Here is a 16,978-nt window from a genome sequence, read left to right on the forward strand (position 1 = left end):
AGTTTAATGCTTATAACGAGAAGTCTCTGAAGCGGATCCACCGAGGCTTTAAAGGACTCCAGGACACCTTGGAAGCATCATTTATTTGAGTTAGTTACATATTATATGTACGAAGGCATTTCATTTACACAAGATTCTTGACGCTACCTGTTTATGCAATGGTACACTAAACCTGCAATTTAAGAAACTAATTTGGAGGTGTCAAAATGGCTCAAGGAATGAATAAGGAGCAAAAAACGGCGTTGGCTACAAGCGCAACTGGATTGTTTTCTCAGTCTACCAGCACAATGCTATTATCCTTTGTTCTGGCATCAATGATTGCGAGCTTTCATATCAGTGGAGCAGCGGGTGGATTTATTTCTACGATTACTAATATCGGGATGCTAGTTGGTGGTTTGACATTCGGACCAATGGCGGATCGAAGTGGTCGTGTCAAGGTTTATGCTATTACTACGATTATTTATGCACTGGCAACAGGGTTAATGGCATTTGCGACGAATATTTGGATTGTTTACATTTTGCGGTTTTTGGTCGGCGTCGGTGGCGGCGGTGTGTACGGAGTCATCATGTCAATGGTTGCTGATGTGTTCAGTAGTAAGCAGAGAGGCCGAATTAATTCGTATGTAACTGTTTCGGGTCAGCTGGGAAGTATTGTTGCAGCGATTGCTGCGGCAATTTTGATTCCAATGGCTGGCTGGCGAAGTTTGTTTATTTTTGGTGCCTTGCCAATCTTACTGGGGATATTCGTTTACTTCAAAGTGCCAGAATCTTCAGAATGGAAGGCAGCTAAAGAAGTCGAAACACAGATGGAACAGATTACTTTACTAGATTTGTTTAAAAATGGAAACGCATCCAATACAATCAAGCTGACAATTATGGCCATTGTTCAAGTTGCCGGATACTTTGGTTTAATGAATTGGTTGCCGTCTATTTTACAACAAAAATCTGGATTGTCAGTGTCAGGTTCTTCCATCTGGATGATAGCGACTATTGTGGGAATGTCATTAGGAATGCTAGTTTTTGGCCAAATTATGGATAAAATTGGGAGTAAAGTAGCTTACTCAATTTTTCTTATCGCATCAGCGGTCTCAGTGTTCTTATACGCATTTGCGCAAACTAATGTCACATTACTAATCGGTGGTGCTATAGTAGGATTCTTTGCAAATGGTATGAATGCAGGTTACGGTGCTATTGTAGGGAATCTTTACGAGACAAAAATTAGAGCATCGGCTAATAACCTGATTTTTAATATTGGTAGAGCAGTTGGTGGATTTTCGGCTGTGGTAATTGGATTCTTATTGGATCATTCAACGATGGTTGTCACAATGGGTTTTCTTTCGGTGCTATATATCGTTTCATTCTTAACTGTATTGACTCTAAAAGAAAATAAAAAGGTGATTAATAATGAGTAGTGAACATTTAACGCATATTCAGAAAGGTGACCTAGGAGAAGTAACCCTAATCGTTGGGGATCCAGCGCGAGTTGATTTGATTTCAGAAGATTGGGATAAGAGAAGAAAGCTCGAGGATAGTCGAGAATTTGTATTGGTAGTTGGTGAATTTAAAGGCCATCAAGTTTCAATTTGCTCAACTGGGATGGGTGTAGGTTCGACAGAAATATGTATTATCGAGTTACTTGAGAATGATGCTAAGATGATTGTCAGATGCGGTGGATGTGGCTCATGGGATGAAAATATTCATCCAGGAGATATTATTGTCAATCGAGCGATGGTAAGGACTAAAGGACTTTTAGGAGAATATGTACCTGATGAGTATCCAGCGGTTGCTGACCCATTACTGGTTGATAAGATTTATCATGGTGCGGTTGCTGGCGGGTTTAAAACGTTTACAGGAATCGGCTTGACAACTGAAACCTACTTTTTTGGGCAATATCGACAGCCTGAAATTTCTGGAAGTAGTTTGAAAGTTGATGGCACTAAGATGGATTATTGGAAGAGCAGGGGTGTCATTAATGCGGAGATGGAATCAGCAGTTTTATTCTTGCTGGGTTCGATCTATCGAGTTCCTGTTGCTAATTGTTTAGTTGTTCATTTAAGTCGAGATACTTATACCTGGGAAGAGCCAGCCGATTACAATCGTATTCACAAGGCATCTGCAGAGACGGTTTTAAAATCAATTCTGGCATAAAGAATCGGAGGCTTAATGGGGATGGAAGAACAAAAATCATATCAAAGAAAGGTTCTGGCCTCTTCAATGTTGGGGCTGGGACTAGAGGGAATGGATGTTTTACTACTATCTTTTGCCCTCAGTTCAATCATTAGTGAATTTCACATTTCTTCTGCTGCAGGTGGGATGCTTCCGTCCATCACCAATATTGGTATGCTTTTAGGCGGTGTGTTATTTGGGTACATGGCTGACAAACATGGTCGAATCAAAACTTTTACGTACACTATTTTCATTTTTGCTATTGCCACGCTACTCATGGCCTTTGCTCACAGTATTGTAGAAATTTATATTCTTCGATTTATTGTTGGATTGGGTGCTGGTGGTGAATACGGTATTGGAATGGCGCTAGTAGCTGAGGTGTTTCCTAAGAGTCGTCGAGGACAGATGTCTTCGTGGATTACGGTGGGAGGTCAGATGGGAACGCTATTGGCAGCTGTTATTGCAGCGACAATAATTCCGCTTGCTGGCTGGCGTGGAACATTTGTTTTCGGAGTGTTGCCGGTAATACTAGCTTATTTTGTTAGAAGGCATTTACCGGAAACTAAAGCTTGGCAATCGACTCATAAGAAAGAACAAGAAACACATCAACATCCGCGTCTTAAGATTCTAGTCAAAGATCCTAAGACAACGGGGATTACATTAGGATTAATCGTGATGTCAACGGTTCAAATCGCTGGATATTACGGCTTGATGAATTGGCTGCCATCGTTACTGGAAAAACAACAAGGATTGACGGTTTCTGGATCATCAGTGTGGATGATTTCTACTATTATCGGAATGTCGATTGGAATGCTGTGCTTCGGTAAATTGTTAGATAGGTTTGGATCTAAGATAACGTACTCTACGTTTTTAATTATGGCTGCAGCTTCTATTTCGCTGTATTCCTTAGTTCACAATTCGTTGTTAATGCTAATAGTTGGAATGATTGTCGGATTCTTTGCGAATGGTATGAATGCTGGTTATGGTGCCTTAATTAGTAGCTTTTACCCAACTGAAATTCGAAGTTTTGCCAATAATGTAATTTTTAATACTGGTCGTGCAATTGGAGGATTATCACCAATTTTGATTGGTTATCTAATTGATAAGAGCGGATTTTCGGCGGCTTTACTATTTCTTGGATCGCTATATTTAATTTCGTTAATTGTTGTTAATTTGATTCCAAATCCTCTGGGAAAGAATCAAGTAAGTGATTGATAAGAAAGCAGATGTGGGCTATGAGAAGATTTGGCAGGGTAATCTTAATAGTCCTAGACTCAGTAGGAATTGGGGCTGCACCGGATGCGAAGCAGTTTGGCGATGTGGGGGCTGATACTCTAGGTCACATTAGTCAGTGTTTTCCTAATGGACTACAAATACCTGAGATGACGAGGTTAGGACTGGGAAATATTCGGACAGACAACCCTTTAAGAGGGATTCCAGTACAAAAAGAATTGATTAGTGTAGTTGGAAAGATGAAGGAAGTCTCAGCAGGAAAAGATAGTATTAATGGACATTGGGAGTTAATGGGAGTTCCGATTAGTAGACCATTAAATACTTTTCCAAATGGTTTTCCGACAAGCTTAATTGACCAAATCGAGCATTTCTCAAATAGAAAAGTTATTTTAAATCAGGTGTCTTCTGGTATGAAAGCAATCCAGGACTTTGGTGAACGGCAGAAGGCAGAGGGAAGCTTGATTATTTATACTACTGGAGACTCTGTGCTACAGATTGCAGCACATGAAGATTCGGTACCTGTGGAAGAGTTATACCGAATTTGTCGTTTCATCAGAACAATAGTGGATCAAAGTGAACTAACTGTTGGTAGAATTATTGCCCGTCCTTTCATCGGAAGAAATCGAAATAATTTTGAACGAAGTAATAATAGAAAAGATTTCTCAATGGTTTCCACTGAAGAAACGGTTTTAGATTTATTGACAGCTAATGGCATCTCAGTAACAGGTATTGGTAAAGTTAATGATATATTTTCCTCGCGAGGAATTGAACGAGAGATTCATACAAGTAGTAATTTAGAGGGAATGGATGAAACGATTCATGCAATGAGAATTACTTCTCAGGGATTTGTATTCGTTAACTTAGTCGATTTCGATTCTAAGTTTGGTCATTGTCGTGATGCCCAAGGATATGGTGAAGAACTGGCTAGAGTTGATAATAAACTAAAAGAGGTTCTGCAATTAATTACTGATAATGATTTATTGATTATAACAGCTGATCATGGAAATGATCCAACGTTTAAGGGAACAGATCATACTCGCGAATTTGTACCAATCATTGCTTATTCTAAAGAAGTTGTTGGTAAAAATATTGGTGTACGCAATACTTATAGTGATGTGGGTGCAACTATTTTAGATAACTTTAGAATTGACAACAAGGGATATGGAGAGAGTTTTTTAAATCAATTAAGTTTATAAATTATTCGATAAGCCGCCTATTGGTAACAGCTTTTGGTGTAAAGTTAGGATTTGAAAGTATAATTGGATTGAACGCTTGATAATTATCAATTTATTTATTCACTGAGCAGACTATACTTAATGATGTTGTGAGCGTGCTAGGCCAGCGGGTCCGGCCAGCCGAGTCACCGTTAGGGATTGACCGACGCAATTATGCTAGACTTTAAACGGCGCTGAACTCACCCAGAAAGGAAGTTTTACCCATGCCAATGATGCGCATTGATATGTTTCGCGGTCGGAGCAAGAAAGAAATCAAGAATATTTTAGACATTTCGTACCAGGTCGCCACCGAGGAACTCCATTTGTTGCCGCGCGACCGGTACCAAATCGTGACGCAACACGATTCTGAGGAAATGATCATCGAAGACGTGGGTCTGGGGTTCAACCGGACTAACAAGTTTCTGATGTTCAGCCTGACCTCGAGTCCACGCAAGGAAGCGGACAAGCAGCGTTTCTACGCGCGGCTAGTCAAGGAACTCCAGGAACACGCCGACGTCGAACCGGCAGACGTGATGATCAACATCGTCAGCAACACCAAGGCGGATTGGAGCTTTGGCAACGGTGAGGCCCAATTCTTGAACGGTAAATTAGATTAACAGCTAGTCAAAAACGGACGGTGGTCGCGGCAAGAAGTCGCGGTCATCGCCCGTTTGGTTTCGGAATAACTAAAGATTGAAGGTAACATCAACGCGGTAGTTTCCAGAACGACAGTGTTTTGTCCACGAAAATTAGTGAAACCAGGGCCTGCGTCAGTCAGGGTTCCGCCTGCTCTGGGGAACACCGCCAGGACTTCGTCACACAACGAGTAACCGCCACCGCATTTTCAAAAACGTACGTTCCCATTCCGTCTGAACTATGCTAAACTAAAAGAACGCGATTTTACAGAGAGGATGGAGAAGATGGCAACCACGATTTTGACGCCGGCGGAGAACCGGTTCTTACAACTGAGTCAACAGGCCTTGGCCTTGCCGGCGTTGACCCGGTTGATGCCGCTGTTGCGCGACCATCCGACAATCAAGGATAGCAGTGATTTTTTGCCACGGTCGGCACGCGAAGCCTTGCTGGAACAGCGAGTTGATTGGCTGAAATTAAGCAGCAGCGCCTGGAAATTGTTGGCGGACTCGCCCTACGTCATCAATCCCAGCAATCAGCGGTTGGACTGGCGACACTGTGCCTTGTGCCACAAGCCGGTGCGCTACGAATACCACGTGGTGTTGCGGGCCAACGGTCATAAGATCATCGTCGGCTCAGAATGCGTGAAGAAGTTCATGAGTGACGAAATGCAATACCTGATGACCATCACCACCGAAGACAACATTCACGCGGTCGCTCAGTACGATGACCTGACCGAACATTACCCGCAGGTCCCCGAAATTTTGTGGGACCCGACGGCCTTGCCGCATTTGCCAGCCACGCATCACCGGCGCCAGCGTTGGGTCCACAACGGAACGGCCCAGACAGTGACTGGGTATTTGCAACATCGGCAGACGACCCTACCCGAAACGCAGCTCCGGCCGTACCTCAGTGAATACGATACTCTGACCACCTTGAACCGCGAGGCGGCGATTGCGGCCGAACAAGCTGCCCAGCGGCGGGTCGACCGGGAACGCCAACTGGCCGAAGAAGAAGCCCAGGCGGCCTGGGACCATGCACAGCACCAAGAAAGTGCGGCCGTCCAAGCCTTACGCGCTGCCGCACCGTACCAAACGTATTTGCGACGAGTAGCCAATCTCATGGCCGAACACCTGCCGTTAGCGGCGTTCAAGGCGCAATTGGCCGCCGTGACCATGCCAGCGCAGTTGCAGAAGTTGGTCAACTCCTACCAATTAGGGGTGATGGCCACGGAATTTTCCCGCAACGGTCAGATCACGGCCGCGCGCCTGCAAATCGTGCCCCGCTACCTGGTGGCCGACTTGAATCGCTTGACCCAGCGCCGGGCGCGGCAACGCCAACGCGACTGGTACGATGATCTGTTCAACGCCGCCATCGGGTTTGACCTGACCGCACCAGACCGGCAACAACGGTTGGCCCAGCTCCAACAGCCGTGGGAAGGTCAGCAGGTGCCCGCGCAGGTCTATCAAGACTGTCAGACGTTGCGCGACCAACTAACGGCCGGCCAGTCGTTGCCGCGCACCTGGCCCAATGCCGTGCGGCAGGCATTTACGCAACGGTTGGCCCAACAGCCTACAACTGGCTGGGTGCCCGCCAAAAAGAATCACGTGACCCCGCCGCAATTACGTCAACTCGTCGCGGGTAAGGCGGACTTTTCAGCAGTGGCTACGGCCTACCATCGGCTGTACGCTTTGCCAGCCGAGGCTGAAGCAACCACGTTGTCGGCCCTGCAGCAGTATTATTTGCTGCTAGCGGATAAGCGGGCCGAACGGGAAAGTGTGACACATGCATTGGTCCAGAAATTGTTAGAGGATTAGTGAAAAGCCAGTGACGGCGGGGATGCCGGGTCGCTGGCTTTTTTAATTGTTCTAAAATTAGCATCACGCTGCCGAGTTTATCCGTTATTTTTTAAAGTGGATAGTGCTTAATAGTTTAGTGGGTGTTTTCGGTCATTGTGTACAGTGTTAATGGTTGTCCGCTACTCACTAGGACGACATATACTGCCACAATAGGCGTTATCGTGATAATAACGAATAGCGTCGTTTGTTAGACAAACTAAAAAATCTGTTGTCCAATTATTTTATTGTAAGTTCATTCACATTAATTTATAACCGCTATCAATCCCGAAATACCGGTGCTAAAGGGATTTTAAGTTTTATTTTAAAAAGTTAATGATTTTATTCGGAAAAGGGTTTACATATTGATTGCTTAGTCATATAATAATGATGTTACATAGTCAGGAAGATGTAACAGATAGTTAAAGCGTTGCATTTATTGCTGTTACACCATCTAAGCTGTGAGTTATTTGAAAGCCGCAACTGAGATAGCCGATAACCACAACTATCGTAGAATACTTGAAGGCTTGGAAACCTGTAGAATAATTAATACAAGAGGGGTGCTTTCTTTATGAAGAAGTCTATTAGCAGTATTTTGTTAGCAAGTGCATTGTTGTTAGGGACCATCGCACCAGTTGTTGCTAATGCGGATACAACTGGCGATACATCGGATGGTATTACTTTCAATCTGCCGAAGGAACCAGTTAACCCAGTTGATCCTACAGATCCTGGTACTGATGTTCCTGGTGGCGGTGGTGGTACTGACCCTTCCAAAGTCGGAAACCTAAAGTTCTTGTTCCTATCAAATAGTATGGATTTTGGTAAGTACGATGCTGAAGTTACGGCTGATGCAGCTAAAGCAAAGACTTATACGGTACAAACCATCGATAACTCAAACGGTAATTCTACAACCGATGCTATTAATGGTAGCAAGAATTTAATTACCGAAGTTTCTGATACGCGTGAGAGTAATGCCGGTTGGGATGTTACTGTAACTTCTGGTTCATTGAAGAATGGTGATAATACTTTAGATGGAGCTGAGATTAACTTCGATGGTACTGGTGTAACCACCAAGAGTACTTCAAACACAGAATCTGGTATTTCTGGTAACGCAATTAAACTACAAACTGATGCAGGATCAGATGTGCTGTATACAGCTCAGAAAGGTAGTGGGATGTTAACAACGGCCTTTCAACTGAATCCTGATGCGATTACGTTGACTTCGGTTCCTGCTAACGTTGCTTCTGGGACTTACACCGGTAATATCAATTGGACTTTGAATTCCACCCCTAAATCATCTGTTACCGAATAATATTTAATTAGAAAGGTGTTCATTGGGGAAATAATGAGCACCTTTTTATATACATAGAGCAGTGCAGTATAATAAAAGTAGATGTAAATTCACTGGGTAGAGGTGCGAGTATGCAAAAGTTGAAGAAGTTTTGTAGCATTGTTTTATTGACTATTGGGTTAATTATTTGTGGCACGTCAGTATTGGCAAGTGCTGCAACCCCGGGGAATGATGTTGGTTTTAGTGTTAAGGCGTTGTTGCCCAAGAATCAAATTGAAAAGAAGGATTCATTTTTCAATTTAAGGATGAAGTCTCAGCAGGATGAGCGATTACAAGTTAGAGTGTATAACACGACTAACCAAGATATTAAGGTGAAAAATGCAATTCATACGGCTTGGACTAGTTCTGCAGGGGCAATTGAGTATGTGAAGACAACTAAGGATTTCGACACTTCCTTACGTTACAAGATGAGTGATATTAGCAAGCTACAGGGGAAGCAGATCATTACGATCCCAGCTGGTGGTTCCAAACTAGTTACAGCTAAGGTTAAGATTCCTAGGACGGAATTTCAGGGAACAATCTTAGGTGGTTGGTATTTTAAGCGTGCTGATAGTAAGGTCATTAGCAATGTAAAGGGCGCTAGTAACATGCATAATCAGTATTCGTATGTCATTGGGATGATGTATACGATGGGTAAGAATCCCAGCCCAGTTATGCGCCTGGGAACGGTCCAAGCAGGACTAGCAAACTATCATCGAGGCGTAATCGCTAATTTACGCAATACGACAGCAGTTATTATTCCTAATCTGAAAATGAATACAACGATTACAAATCGTGATGGTGGTAGTGTTGTTAAACACCTTAAGCAAGATAATGTCCAAATGGCACCGAACACAACATTTAAGTATGGCATGCTGTACGGTGATCAACAATTGAAAGCAGGACATTACCATCTCCATATGGTTGTTAAAAATAGGGTTAATGAGTGGGTTTTTGATAGGAACTTTACGATTACGCAGGCTCAGGCCAACAAGTACAATAAAGCAGCGGTAGAAAGCTCAGGATTGAGTTTCTGGTTAATCTTAGCTTTGGGTGCTTTAGCCATGTTAATTTTAATTTTGTTGATTCTGTTGATTATTTACTTGATTCGGCGAAAAAAGAAACAGGATGAAGCGGACACTGAACGGAGTAAGTAGCCAGTGAAAGGAAAGGTAGGCGTTGAAAATGAGGAAATTTTACATGCAACTGTTGTTGGCGTTTACGCTAATGCTGGGGTTAAGCATGACAATTTCGACGCTTGTACAAGCAGATAGTACTGGTAACTCTAAAGTAGGTATTACAATCGTTAACAATCAAGTAACCACAATTAAAGGACATGCTGGTGATACAGAGATGCAGAATATTCCCGATGGCAAATCACCAACTCGTTCGTCTACTAGCTTACGAACGAGTCACGATGGTGATACGGCTTCTGGTCAGAGGGCAACTGGACAATCTCAAGTTGCACCTAGAAAGACGAAAAGATCTGCGATTCATGAAGTGGCTACAGCTATTGCGACGGGGCGGCTCCCACAGACTAGTGAGGTACAATCGCTATTAACTAATCTTGTTGGCATATTATTATTAATTGTGTTGGTTCTAGCAATGATTGTCTATCACCAGGCGCGACTATTACGTGAGAAGGGGTGAGTCAAGATGAAATTAAGTAAATTTTTGTTGCGGCTTGGCTTACTCGTCATTAGTTTGATAGCCATGGTGAATGTGAGGACTTGCAGAGCTAGTGCTGCTGTGAGCATTCCGGCTGGTAGTACGTCGATTGTGGGTAAGAGTGCAACGTATATTTCGAGCAAAGGTGAAGTGGTACCGGGTACAGAGTTAGCTGCGTATGCAACGGCTACATTTCCGACGATTCAGGATATTAGAGCAAATAATGTTTCCGCTGATGGACGTTTAACGACTAAAACAACTAAGATTTATTTGCTGATGTCTGGGACTATTGGAATGGATATGTATGGCATGTACCAGTATAAAACAGCGTATGGAGATGTTGTCACCGCTGGAGGAAAGACCTTGCGAAGCAATCCTAATGTAACCCCAACTAATTGGGTAAAAACACAAGGTTTCTCTTTCACGGTTCCGAGTAATGCGTATCAGGAAATTGATGTGAATCTGACGGATTTGAAAGATGAGTTGCCAATCTATATTGGTTTTGGATATACAATTAATTCATCAGTCGTAAAAACGTTACCTAAGTACTATTTTGCCAAAATTGTGACTGACCCTACAAAGTCGATGAAAGACATTACACTTGATGATATTTATAATAGTGATTCAACGATTAGTGGGGAAGGGGAGCCTAACGCAACAATGTCAGTGCCGATTAAGGGAACTGATGGCACGACGAAGACATACAGTGCTACGGCTGATAGTACTGGTAAGTTTACGATAGATTTGGGTGAAAAGTTGAAAGATATTGGCAATCCGGATTCAGTTACGGTGACAGAGGCAAACGATATGGGAGATACTAAGTCAGCCACCGGAAAAGTTCAGCAGCCTAAATTTCAAATTAAGAACGGTTCGCCAGTGACGATTTATCCAGACGATTTGGAGAATCATGTTTCTGGGAAGACTGATCAAGAGGTGTTACAGTGGTTGATTGACCAATCTGGTATGACAATTGTTGACGAAGCCAGTCCAGATACACCGTTGGATGAGAATGATTTTAAATTTTCTTCGACAGCAGCTGACTTGGCGTCTAAGATTAAGGCACTTGCAAGTGGTCAACTGACGAGTTTTGATGTAACTGCTCAGGACAGTAGCGGGGCTGGTACGTTGAATACGGGAACGCTGGATGTAGTTAGATATGATCCAGTATTTAACGTGGCAGGAAGTGATCTTAATTTTGGGGATGGTGTAGATGTACCGACTAAGCAGACATGGTTTGCACCGTCATCGATTAATGTGACAACTACAAATACACAGGCCTCCGGAACCAATTGGTACATTACTGCGAATGCTTCCGTCTTAAAAGATGAATCGGGTAATGAATTGAATGGCAAGTTGGTTTATGAAGACGGTAGTGGTAATGAAGAATCCCTAATGGATAATGCAGGAGTCATTGCCAGTGGAACCACGGGTACGACAGATTTGAAGGCGCACAATGTTGCAACGAAATGGGCAACGAATGAGGCATATACTAGCCAACCAGACAAACAAGGTATCTTCTTAAAGGTAGCCGCTAATCCATACACAGCGGGCGCTGAAAAAACGACATATTCAGGGTCCGTGACATGGGCAATCACAAATGCGCCAGGAAGTAATTCAAATTCTACGCAGAAATCTAGTAGTACAGTTGTTTCGGAACAGTAACACTAATACTAGTATCATGCCATGCATGTTACTCTGACGGTTGGCTTAGTTGGCGCAGACATCGACGACAAGGCCTCCTAAATAATTAAATAGCTTAGCGTGTGACGCTAAAAATGGCGGATCCGCTCATCAATTTAAGATGAGTGGGGCCGTCATTTTTGATGAGATGTCCAGTCAGTAAGATTGGAAAAAAGCGGTGATTTGAGAAAAACAACGTGCCAATCAGTCGAAATCAGTCTCACTTTTAGCTAGTTTGGCGTTTGAGGATTATTGTCGGCAAATCCGCCGCTACAACCAGTGGGACTAGATGATTAATGGCCTATCGTAATCTTTAAAGTCGTTAGATAACCACTGGTAACGGTCGTTATATAAACGAAAAGCGCTATAAATTATACTAGTGTAGGTCGATAAACGTTGATAAAATAGGCTAACAAACGCTTACAAGAAAAGCTTAGTGATTTCACTGTTTTTCTGTAAAATATATTTACAACCCTACCTATCGGCCCTATACTAACGTTGTTACATACTTAAAGAAGCGTAACAACCATCAAGGGGCGTTGCAATTCTTGAGGTGATCTAAATGATTGAGGTGCTTAGTCATGTGGGCTAGGTAATTTAGATGACGAGGTATTGTTTGTCACAGTGTTTTGGGAATCACAAATCAAAGGAGTGCGTTACATCATGATGAAGAAGACAGTAAGCAGTATTTTATTAGCTAGTGCATTATTGTTGGGGACGGTTGCACCTGTTGCGGCGAATGCGGCGGAGACTGATCCAACTTCTACTGGGAAAACGGACACACACGTTACGATGACGGCACCTAAAGACCAAACTAATCCAGTCGACCCAACTAATCCAAGTAAAGGTACTGATACCGATGGAACTGGGACGACGGATCCTGGTAATACTAATAATAACGGTGCCACAGTTTCTGGGCCATTAACCTTCTTGTACGTCACTAAAGACATGACCTTTAAGCCCGCTCAATCAGTTATCAGTGGGACGCAATCGATGGATGTTGATTCGATTCAAAAGAGTACCTTTATGAAGAATGGGACGCCTAATGAGAACTTCGTCACTGAAATCGGTGACTCTCGTGGGACGAACGAAGGCTGGTCAGTCAACGTTTCCAGCTCTCAAATGAAGACAGATGCTGGCGATGTCTTAGCTGGTGCCACGGTCGACTTTGACGGTGCGGGTAGCAATACCCAAATCACCAATTCCGCGACGGCTGATGGAATTAGTGCCAACAATGTTAGTTTGGACACGGCAACCAATGATCCAGCAACCATCTACAGTGCCGCTAAGGGTGCTGGTGCCGGTGCAACGGCCTTTCAACTAGGGACGGACAATATCCACCTGAGTAACGTTAAGGCTAACGCGACTGCTGGGACTTACAATGGGAGTTTGACCTGGACGCTGAGCAACACGCCAGCAAGTTCTGATGCAACTAACAACTAATTTTCAATTTGCGAGTGAAGGTGTCCATTAGGCTGAAAATGAACACCTTTTTCGCCTACATAGCGGGTGCCGTGAAATGAGCATCCCAGTAAAATTCTAACTAGGGTAGGATGTGTAAGCATGTCTGGATTGAAGAAGCTTCAACTCATAGTATTGATCATTGTTGGGGGGATTATCGGGTTACTGGCGCCAGTCGTGTCACAAGCGGCAGTGAACAATGACATTGGGTTTAATGTGGCACCCAAGATTCCCAAGAATCAAATTGATAAGAAAAAGACGTTTTTCGACTTGGCGATGAAGTCTGGTCAGACTGAGACACTGCAGACGCGAATCTACAATCTCACGGCACAAGACATTCGGGTCAAGTCGGTGGTCAATACGGCTTGGACGGGCTCGTCGGGGGCTATCAATTACGTCAATGCGGCGAAAAAATATGACCCGTCATTGCGCTACAAGATGGGCGACCTCAGTAAAGTTCAAGGGCCCGAAGTCGTAACGGTTCCAGCTAAGGGGTCGAAATTAGTAACGGTCAAAGTCAAGATTCCGCAGACTGATTTCAACGGCAATATTTTAGGTGGCTGGTATTTCGAACGGGTCGATCATAAGGTCACTGGTAATGTTAAGGGTGCCGGTAATATCACGAATAAGTATGCCTACGTGGTCGGGATGTCCTACACGATGGGACAGTTACCTAATCCTGATTTGAAATTAGGCAAGGTTGCCGCTGGGCTGAGTAATTACCATCACGGCGTCATCGCCAATCTGCGGAATCCTACGGCCATCATCGTGCCCAACCTAAAAATGAATACAACCATTTCCAATCGGGATGGCGGTAAGACGGTGCTTCACATGAAGAAAGACAACGTCCAAATGGCGCCCAATACCGTTTTCAGTTATCCGATGTTGTACGGCAAAACCAAGTTAGTTGCCGGTCATTACCGCTTACATATGGTGGTAAAAAACACGGATCGCACCTGGGTCTTTGACCGGAACTTCACGGTAACCAAGGCTCAAGCCAATAAGTATAATGCGGATTCCGTTGATAATTCCGGCATCAGCATCTGGCTATTGATTGGCTTAGGTGCACTGGGCATGTTGATTTTGATTTTATTGATTCTTTTGATTATTTACCTGATTCGGCGGCGTCGACGGGATGCTGCAGAAGCGGAAGATTAAGGTATGTCACGCGAAAGGGGGCGCTGACGGTGAGGAAAATACTTTGGGGATTAGTGATGGCGTTTACGTTAGCGGTTGGTATTGGTACTGGAACGTCAGCGCTGGCAACAACGGTTGGCGGAACCGGCGGCACGACCCAGACCAGTGTCACAATCAAGGCCAATCCCAATGCGACCAGGTCACAATCACCGACTGGCGAGGTTGGTGATGAGGGCGACGCAGGGGCTACGGTGATTCCAAACGGGAAAAAACTAACTGCGAAAAATCAAGGTCAGGCTGATTCGGCGGTAGCCAATAATCAACCAACCAAGCAGAAGTCGGCACCCGGCGCCGTGGTCACCATGGTCAAGGCAGGGTCAGCGGATCTGATGGCCGGCCGTTTGCCACAGACCAGTGAATCGCGAATCTTTTTGATGAGTGTCTTTGGCTTGCTGTTGTTAATCGTCTTGATCTTATCGACAATTGTCTATCACCAAGCGCGGCTACTGAAGGAGAGGGAGTGAGCCGAGATGAAGTTAAAGAAAATTTTACGACAGCTTGGCTTATTGCTGGCCTTTGTGGGGCTGGGGATTGGTATGGGCATAACGACTGGGTATGCGGCCCAACCGGGGACTGATCTGATGGGAGCAAAGGGGTCATACGAACAAAACCCCAACTTTATTGACGACGACAGTAAGAACTTCCGGGCAACATATCCTAGCCTTGAAAGTGTCACCGCTGATGGTGTCGTTGATGGGCGAATTACCAGTGCAACGAAGCATATTTATGTTTCGTTTTCTGGAAATGCTACAATCAAAACAACCTACTATGCTGATTCTCAGTTTACTAAGTTTTACGCGGATGTCACCACCTATGATGGGTCAACTGTTAGCACGGTAAATACCGGCTCTCCCAAACTGTGGTCATTGAGTTCTGGCAATACGGTTGCGCAGGCACCGTCTAGCTACATTACGATTCCGGTTGACTTTAGTAAGTTAGGGATTAGTCCGAGCTTGCCGATCTATATCGGGTTTACCTTTGGTGCTAAGAGTGACTTGTTTGGTGTTAATGTCATGGATTACTACAAAGCAATCACGTTGACAGCCAATAGCACGGCTACGGATGCAATGGCAGGTGTGACGATTAATGATGGGAATGATGTACCATCATCGAGTACCACAGTCAAAGGGACTGGCGACGCTGGCTTAACCGCCGTTCTAACGGGTGGCAACATTACAGCGGGTGATTACACGACAACGATCGGATCCGATGGCACGTACAAGTTTGACCTGGGTGGTAAGACCTTGAAGAGCTTGGGCGATCCGAGCACCATCAAGGTCACCGAGTACAACCAATTCGGTGATGCCAAATCCGCTACTGCCAACGTGGTCGATACGGTGCCGCTGACTATTTCGCCAGCGACAACCAGTCTGACGATTGACCCGGACGATTGGGCGGCCCACATTGCGGGCAAGTCGTCCACAGAGATTGCAACGTGGTTGGCTAGTCAAACCAACTTACAAGTCACCAAGCAAGGTGGCACCACACCGTTGACACAGGCCGACGATGGGTTGGCGTTTAGCACGGGAGATGACCTGTCGACGCTGACGGCTGGTGGCACGCAGACGGTCAATCTGAATGCCGCCGACAGCAATGGCGACAAGAGTACCACTCCCGCTGCGATTTCCGTGACCCGGGGCTTGGGAAAGCTACAGTTCGGCGATTTGAGCGAGCTGGTCTTCGGTGCTGGGGCGACGCTGGCGGTACCAGCGCAGTCAACGTTATTTGCACCGGGAAATTATCAGATCAACATTTCTGACTCCCGAGCAACTGGCTCCCCGTGGTATTTGAGTGCTTCGGCCTCGGCTATGACAGATAGTAGTGGGCACACGCTGAGTGGCGACGTGGTCTACGAAGACGGCCAGGGCACGACGACCAAATTAGACGCCGGCAATGCGGTGCCTGTCGCATCCGGCACGCGGTCCGGCAATTCGACTGACGTTGCGAAGGACTGGGCGCATGATGGCAATGCCTACACGAGTGACGAGCCCGCCGGCATTTACCTTGATGCCAAGCCTAATATCTATACCGGTGGCAGTGCAGCCAACGCCTATTCTGGGACCATCACGTGGTACCTGAATGATGTGCCGGGAAATGAATAGGGAAACTGAAGGTTGAGCGTTTGCAAACACGCCCCAGTCCCCAGCTGGCCAGACTTATCACCATTAAGCAAGCCATTAACACCACCTGCGGCAGCCAGAGATTCCGGCGCTGTGGGGACCGCCTGCGGCCTGAGAAACGGTCCTCCGGCTCGGTTTGAAGCCTAACAGAATTCGCCAGTCTCCAAACACGTCTCGCGCTGTAAGCTGACTCAAAACGTCAGCTAACACCGCTGTCACGGCTACCTCCGGTTACGATGGTTGGAAACCACTGAATGTGCGGTGATGTCGCTGGTGTGGTAATGTTTGGCCAGCTTAATTGGATATCCGACAGGTAGCCGTGAGTGAGTCAAATTTGGTCTCAGCCGTGGGATTTTCCAAGGGTTCTGTCTTGGGAAATGGCGTCTTTCCCACCGCGATCCAGACCAAATTTGGCGAACGGTAAGGCGGCCAGCACGCGAC

The 16,978-nt window shown here is 45.2% G+C and carries 14 protein-coding genes; all 14 read left to right on the forward strand.

From position 1 onward, the window contains the following. Positions 1-206: 206 nt before the first annotated feature. Positions 207-1,412, forward strand: a complete 1,206-nt coding sequence (locus tag EKM83_RS07370; protein ID WP_125575992.1) for an MFS transporter — start codon at positions 207-209, stop codon at positions 1,410-1,412. Next, complete coding sequence (locus EKM83_RS07375; RefSeq protein ID WP_125575993.1) at positions 1,405-2,148, forward strand: nucleoside phosphorylase; 744 nt, start codon at positions 1,405-1,407, stop codon at positions 2,146-2,148. The genes EKM83_RS07370 and EKM83_RS07375 overlap by 8 nt, the downstream gene beginning before the upstream one ends. Before the next feature lie 21 nt (positions 2,149-2,169). After that, entirely contained in the window at positions 2,170-3,381 is a 1,212-nt protein-coding gene (locus EKM83_RS07380) for an MFS transporter (RefSeq protein ID WP_125575994.1), read from the forward strand. Between the two features lie 20 nt (positions 3,382-3,401). Beyond that, a complete protein-coding gene (locus EKM83_RS07385; protein ID WP_125575995.1) occupies positions 3,402-4,595 on the forward strand; it encodes a phosphopentomutase in 1,194 nt (397 codons plus the stop codon). 242 nt (positions 4,596-4,837) lie between these two features. After that, the gene (locus tag EKM83_RS07390; protein WP_125575996.1) at positions 4,838-5,230 is read left to right on the forward strand and encodes a tautomerase family protein; all 393 of its coding nucleotides are present in this window, start codon (positions 4,838-4,840) and stop codon (positions 5,228-5,230) included. A gap of 303 nt (positions 5,231-5,533) precedes the next feature. After that, the gene (locus tag EKM83_RS07395; RefSeq protein WP_125575997.1) at positions 5,534-7,063 is read left to right on the forward strand and encodes a hypothetical protein; all 1,530 of its coding nucleotides are present in this window, start codon (positions 5,534-5,536) and stop codon (positions 7,061-7,063) included. A 589-nt stretch (positions 7,064-7,652) separates the two neighbouring features. Next, positions 7,653-8,393, forward strand: coding sequence for a WxL domain-containing protein (locus EKM83_RS07400; protein ID WP_125575998.1), 741 nt, complete (start codon positions 7,653-7,655; stop codon positions 8,391-8,393). 110 nt (positions 8,394-8,503) lie between these two features. Then, positions 8,504-9,568, forward strand: a complete 1,065-nt coding sequence (locus tag EKM83_RS07405; RefSeq protein ID WP_125575999.1) for a DUF916 and DUF3324 domain-containing protein — start codon at positions 8,504-8,506, stop codon at positions 9,566-9,568. A gap of 43 nt (positions 9,569-9,611) precedes the next feature. Next, the gene (locus EKM83_RS07410) at positions 9,612-10,061 is read left to right on the forward strand and encodes a hypothetical protein (RefSeq protein ID WP_125576000.1); all 450 of its coding nucleotides are present in this window, start codon (positions 9,612-9,614) and stop codon (positions 10,059-10,061) included. 6 nt (positions 10,062-10,067) lie between these two features. Continuing rightward, complete coding sequence (locus EKM83_RS07415) at positions 10,068-11,741, forward strand: Ig-like domain-containing protein (protein WP_125576001.1); 1,674 nt, start codon at positions 10,068-10,070, stop codon at positions 11,739-11,741. Positions 11,742-12,422: 681 nt separating this feature from the next. Beyond that, positions 12,423-13,202: a WxL domain-containing protein gene (locus tag EKM83_RS07420; protein WP_125576004.1), complete on the forward strand. Its 780-nt coding sequence runs from the start codon at positions 12,423-12,425 to the stop codon at positions 13,200-13,202. Between the two features lie 120 nt (positions 13,203-13,322). After that, positions 13,323-14,378 (forward strand): DUF916 and DUF3324 domain-containing protein, encoded by a 1,056-nt coding sequence (locus tag EKM83_RS07425; RefSeq protein WP_125576006.1) that lies wholly within the window; start codon positions 13,323-13,325, stop codon positions 14,376-14,378. Positions 14,379-14,407: 29 nt separating this feature from the next. Then, positions 14,408-14,881, forward strand: coding sequence for a hypothetical protein (locus EKM83_RS07430; RefSeq protein WP_125576008.1), 474 nt, complete (start codon positions 14,408-14,410; stop codon positions 14,879-14,881). A gap of 6 nt (positions 14,882-14,887) precedes the next feature. Continuing rightward, positions 14,888-16,519 (forward strand): WxL domain-containing protein, encoded by a 1,632-nt coding sequence (locus tag EKM83_RS07435; RefSeq protein WP_125576010.1) that lies wholly within the window; start codon positions 14,888-14,890, stop codon positions 16,517-16,519. The last annotated feature ends 459 nt before the right edge of the window (positions 16,520-16,978 follow it).

This window comes from Levilactobacillus angrenensis (assembly GCF_003946085.1).
GTDB lineage: Bacteria > Bacillota > Bacilli > Lactobacillales > Lactobacillaceae > Levilactobacillus > Levilactobacillus angrenensis.

What these genes read in the sequence shown, in the direction of transcription:
- EKM83_RS07380 (WP_125575994.1), top strand. Translation starts at nt 2,170, where the DNA reads ATGGAAGAACAAAAATCATATCAAAGAAAGGTTCTGGCCTCTTCAATG.
- EKM83_RS07420 (WP_125576004.1), top strand. Translation starts at nt 12,423, where the DNA reads ATGATGAAGAAGACAGTAAGCAGTATTTTATTAGCTAGTGCATTATTG.
- EKM83_RS07410 (WP_125576000.1), top strand. Translation starts at nt 9,612, where the DNA reads ATGCAACTGTTGTTGGCGTTTACGCTAATGCTGGGGTTAAGCATGACA.
- EKM83_RS07435 (WP_125576010.1), top strand. Translation starts at nt 14,888, where the DNA reads ATGAAGTTAAAGAAAATTTTACGACAGCTTGGCTTATTGCTGGCCTTT.
- EKM83_RS07370 (WP_125575992.1), top strand. Translation starts at nt 207, where the DNA reads ATGGCTCAAGGAATGAATAAGGAGCAAAAAACGGCGTTGGCTACAAGC.
- EKM83_RS07405 (WP_125575999.1), top strand. Translation starts at nt 8,504, where the DNA reads ATGCAAAAGTTGAAGAAGTTTTGTAGCATTGTTTTATTGACTATTGGG.
- EKM83_RS07395 (WP_125575997.1), top strand. Translation starts at nt 5,534, where the DNA reads ATGGCAACCACGATTTTGACGCCGGCGGAGAACCGGTTCTTACAACTG.
- EKM83_RS07390 (WP_125575996.1), top strand. Translation starts at nt 4,838, where the DNA reads ATGCCAATGATGCGCATTGATATGTTTCGCGGTCGGAGCAAGAAAGAA.
- EKM83_RS07400 (WP_125575998.1), top strand. Translation starts at nt 7,653, where the DNA reads ATGAAGAAGTCTATTAGCAGTATTTTGTTAGCAAGTGCATTGTTGTTA.
- EKM83_RS07375 (WP_125575993.1), top strand. Translation starts at nt 1,405, where the DNA reads ATGAGTAGTGAACATTTAACGCATATTCAGAAAGGTGACCTAGGAGAA.
- EKM83_RS07385 (WP_125575995.1), top strand. Translation starts at nt 3,402, where the DNA reads ATGAGAAGATTTGGCAGGGTAATCTTAATAGTCCTAGACTCAGTAGGA.
- EKM83_RS07425 (WP_125576006.1), top strand. Translation starts at nt 13,323, where the DNA reads ATGTCTGGATTGAAGAAGCTTCAACTCATAGTATTGATCATTGTTGGG.
- EKM83_RS07415 (WP_125576001.1), top strand. Translation starts at nt 10,068, where the DNA reads ATGAAATTAAGTAAATTTTTGTTGCGGCTTGGCTTACTCGTCATTAGT.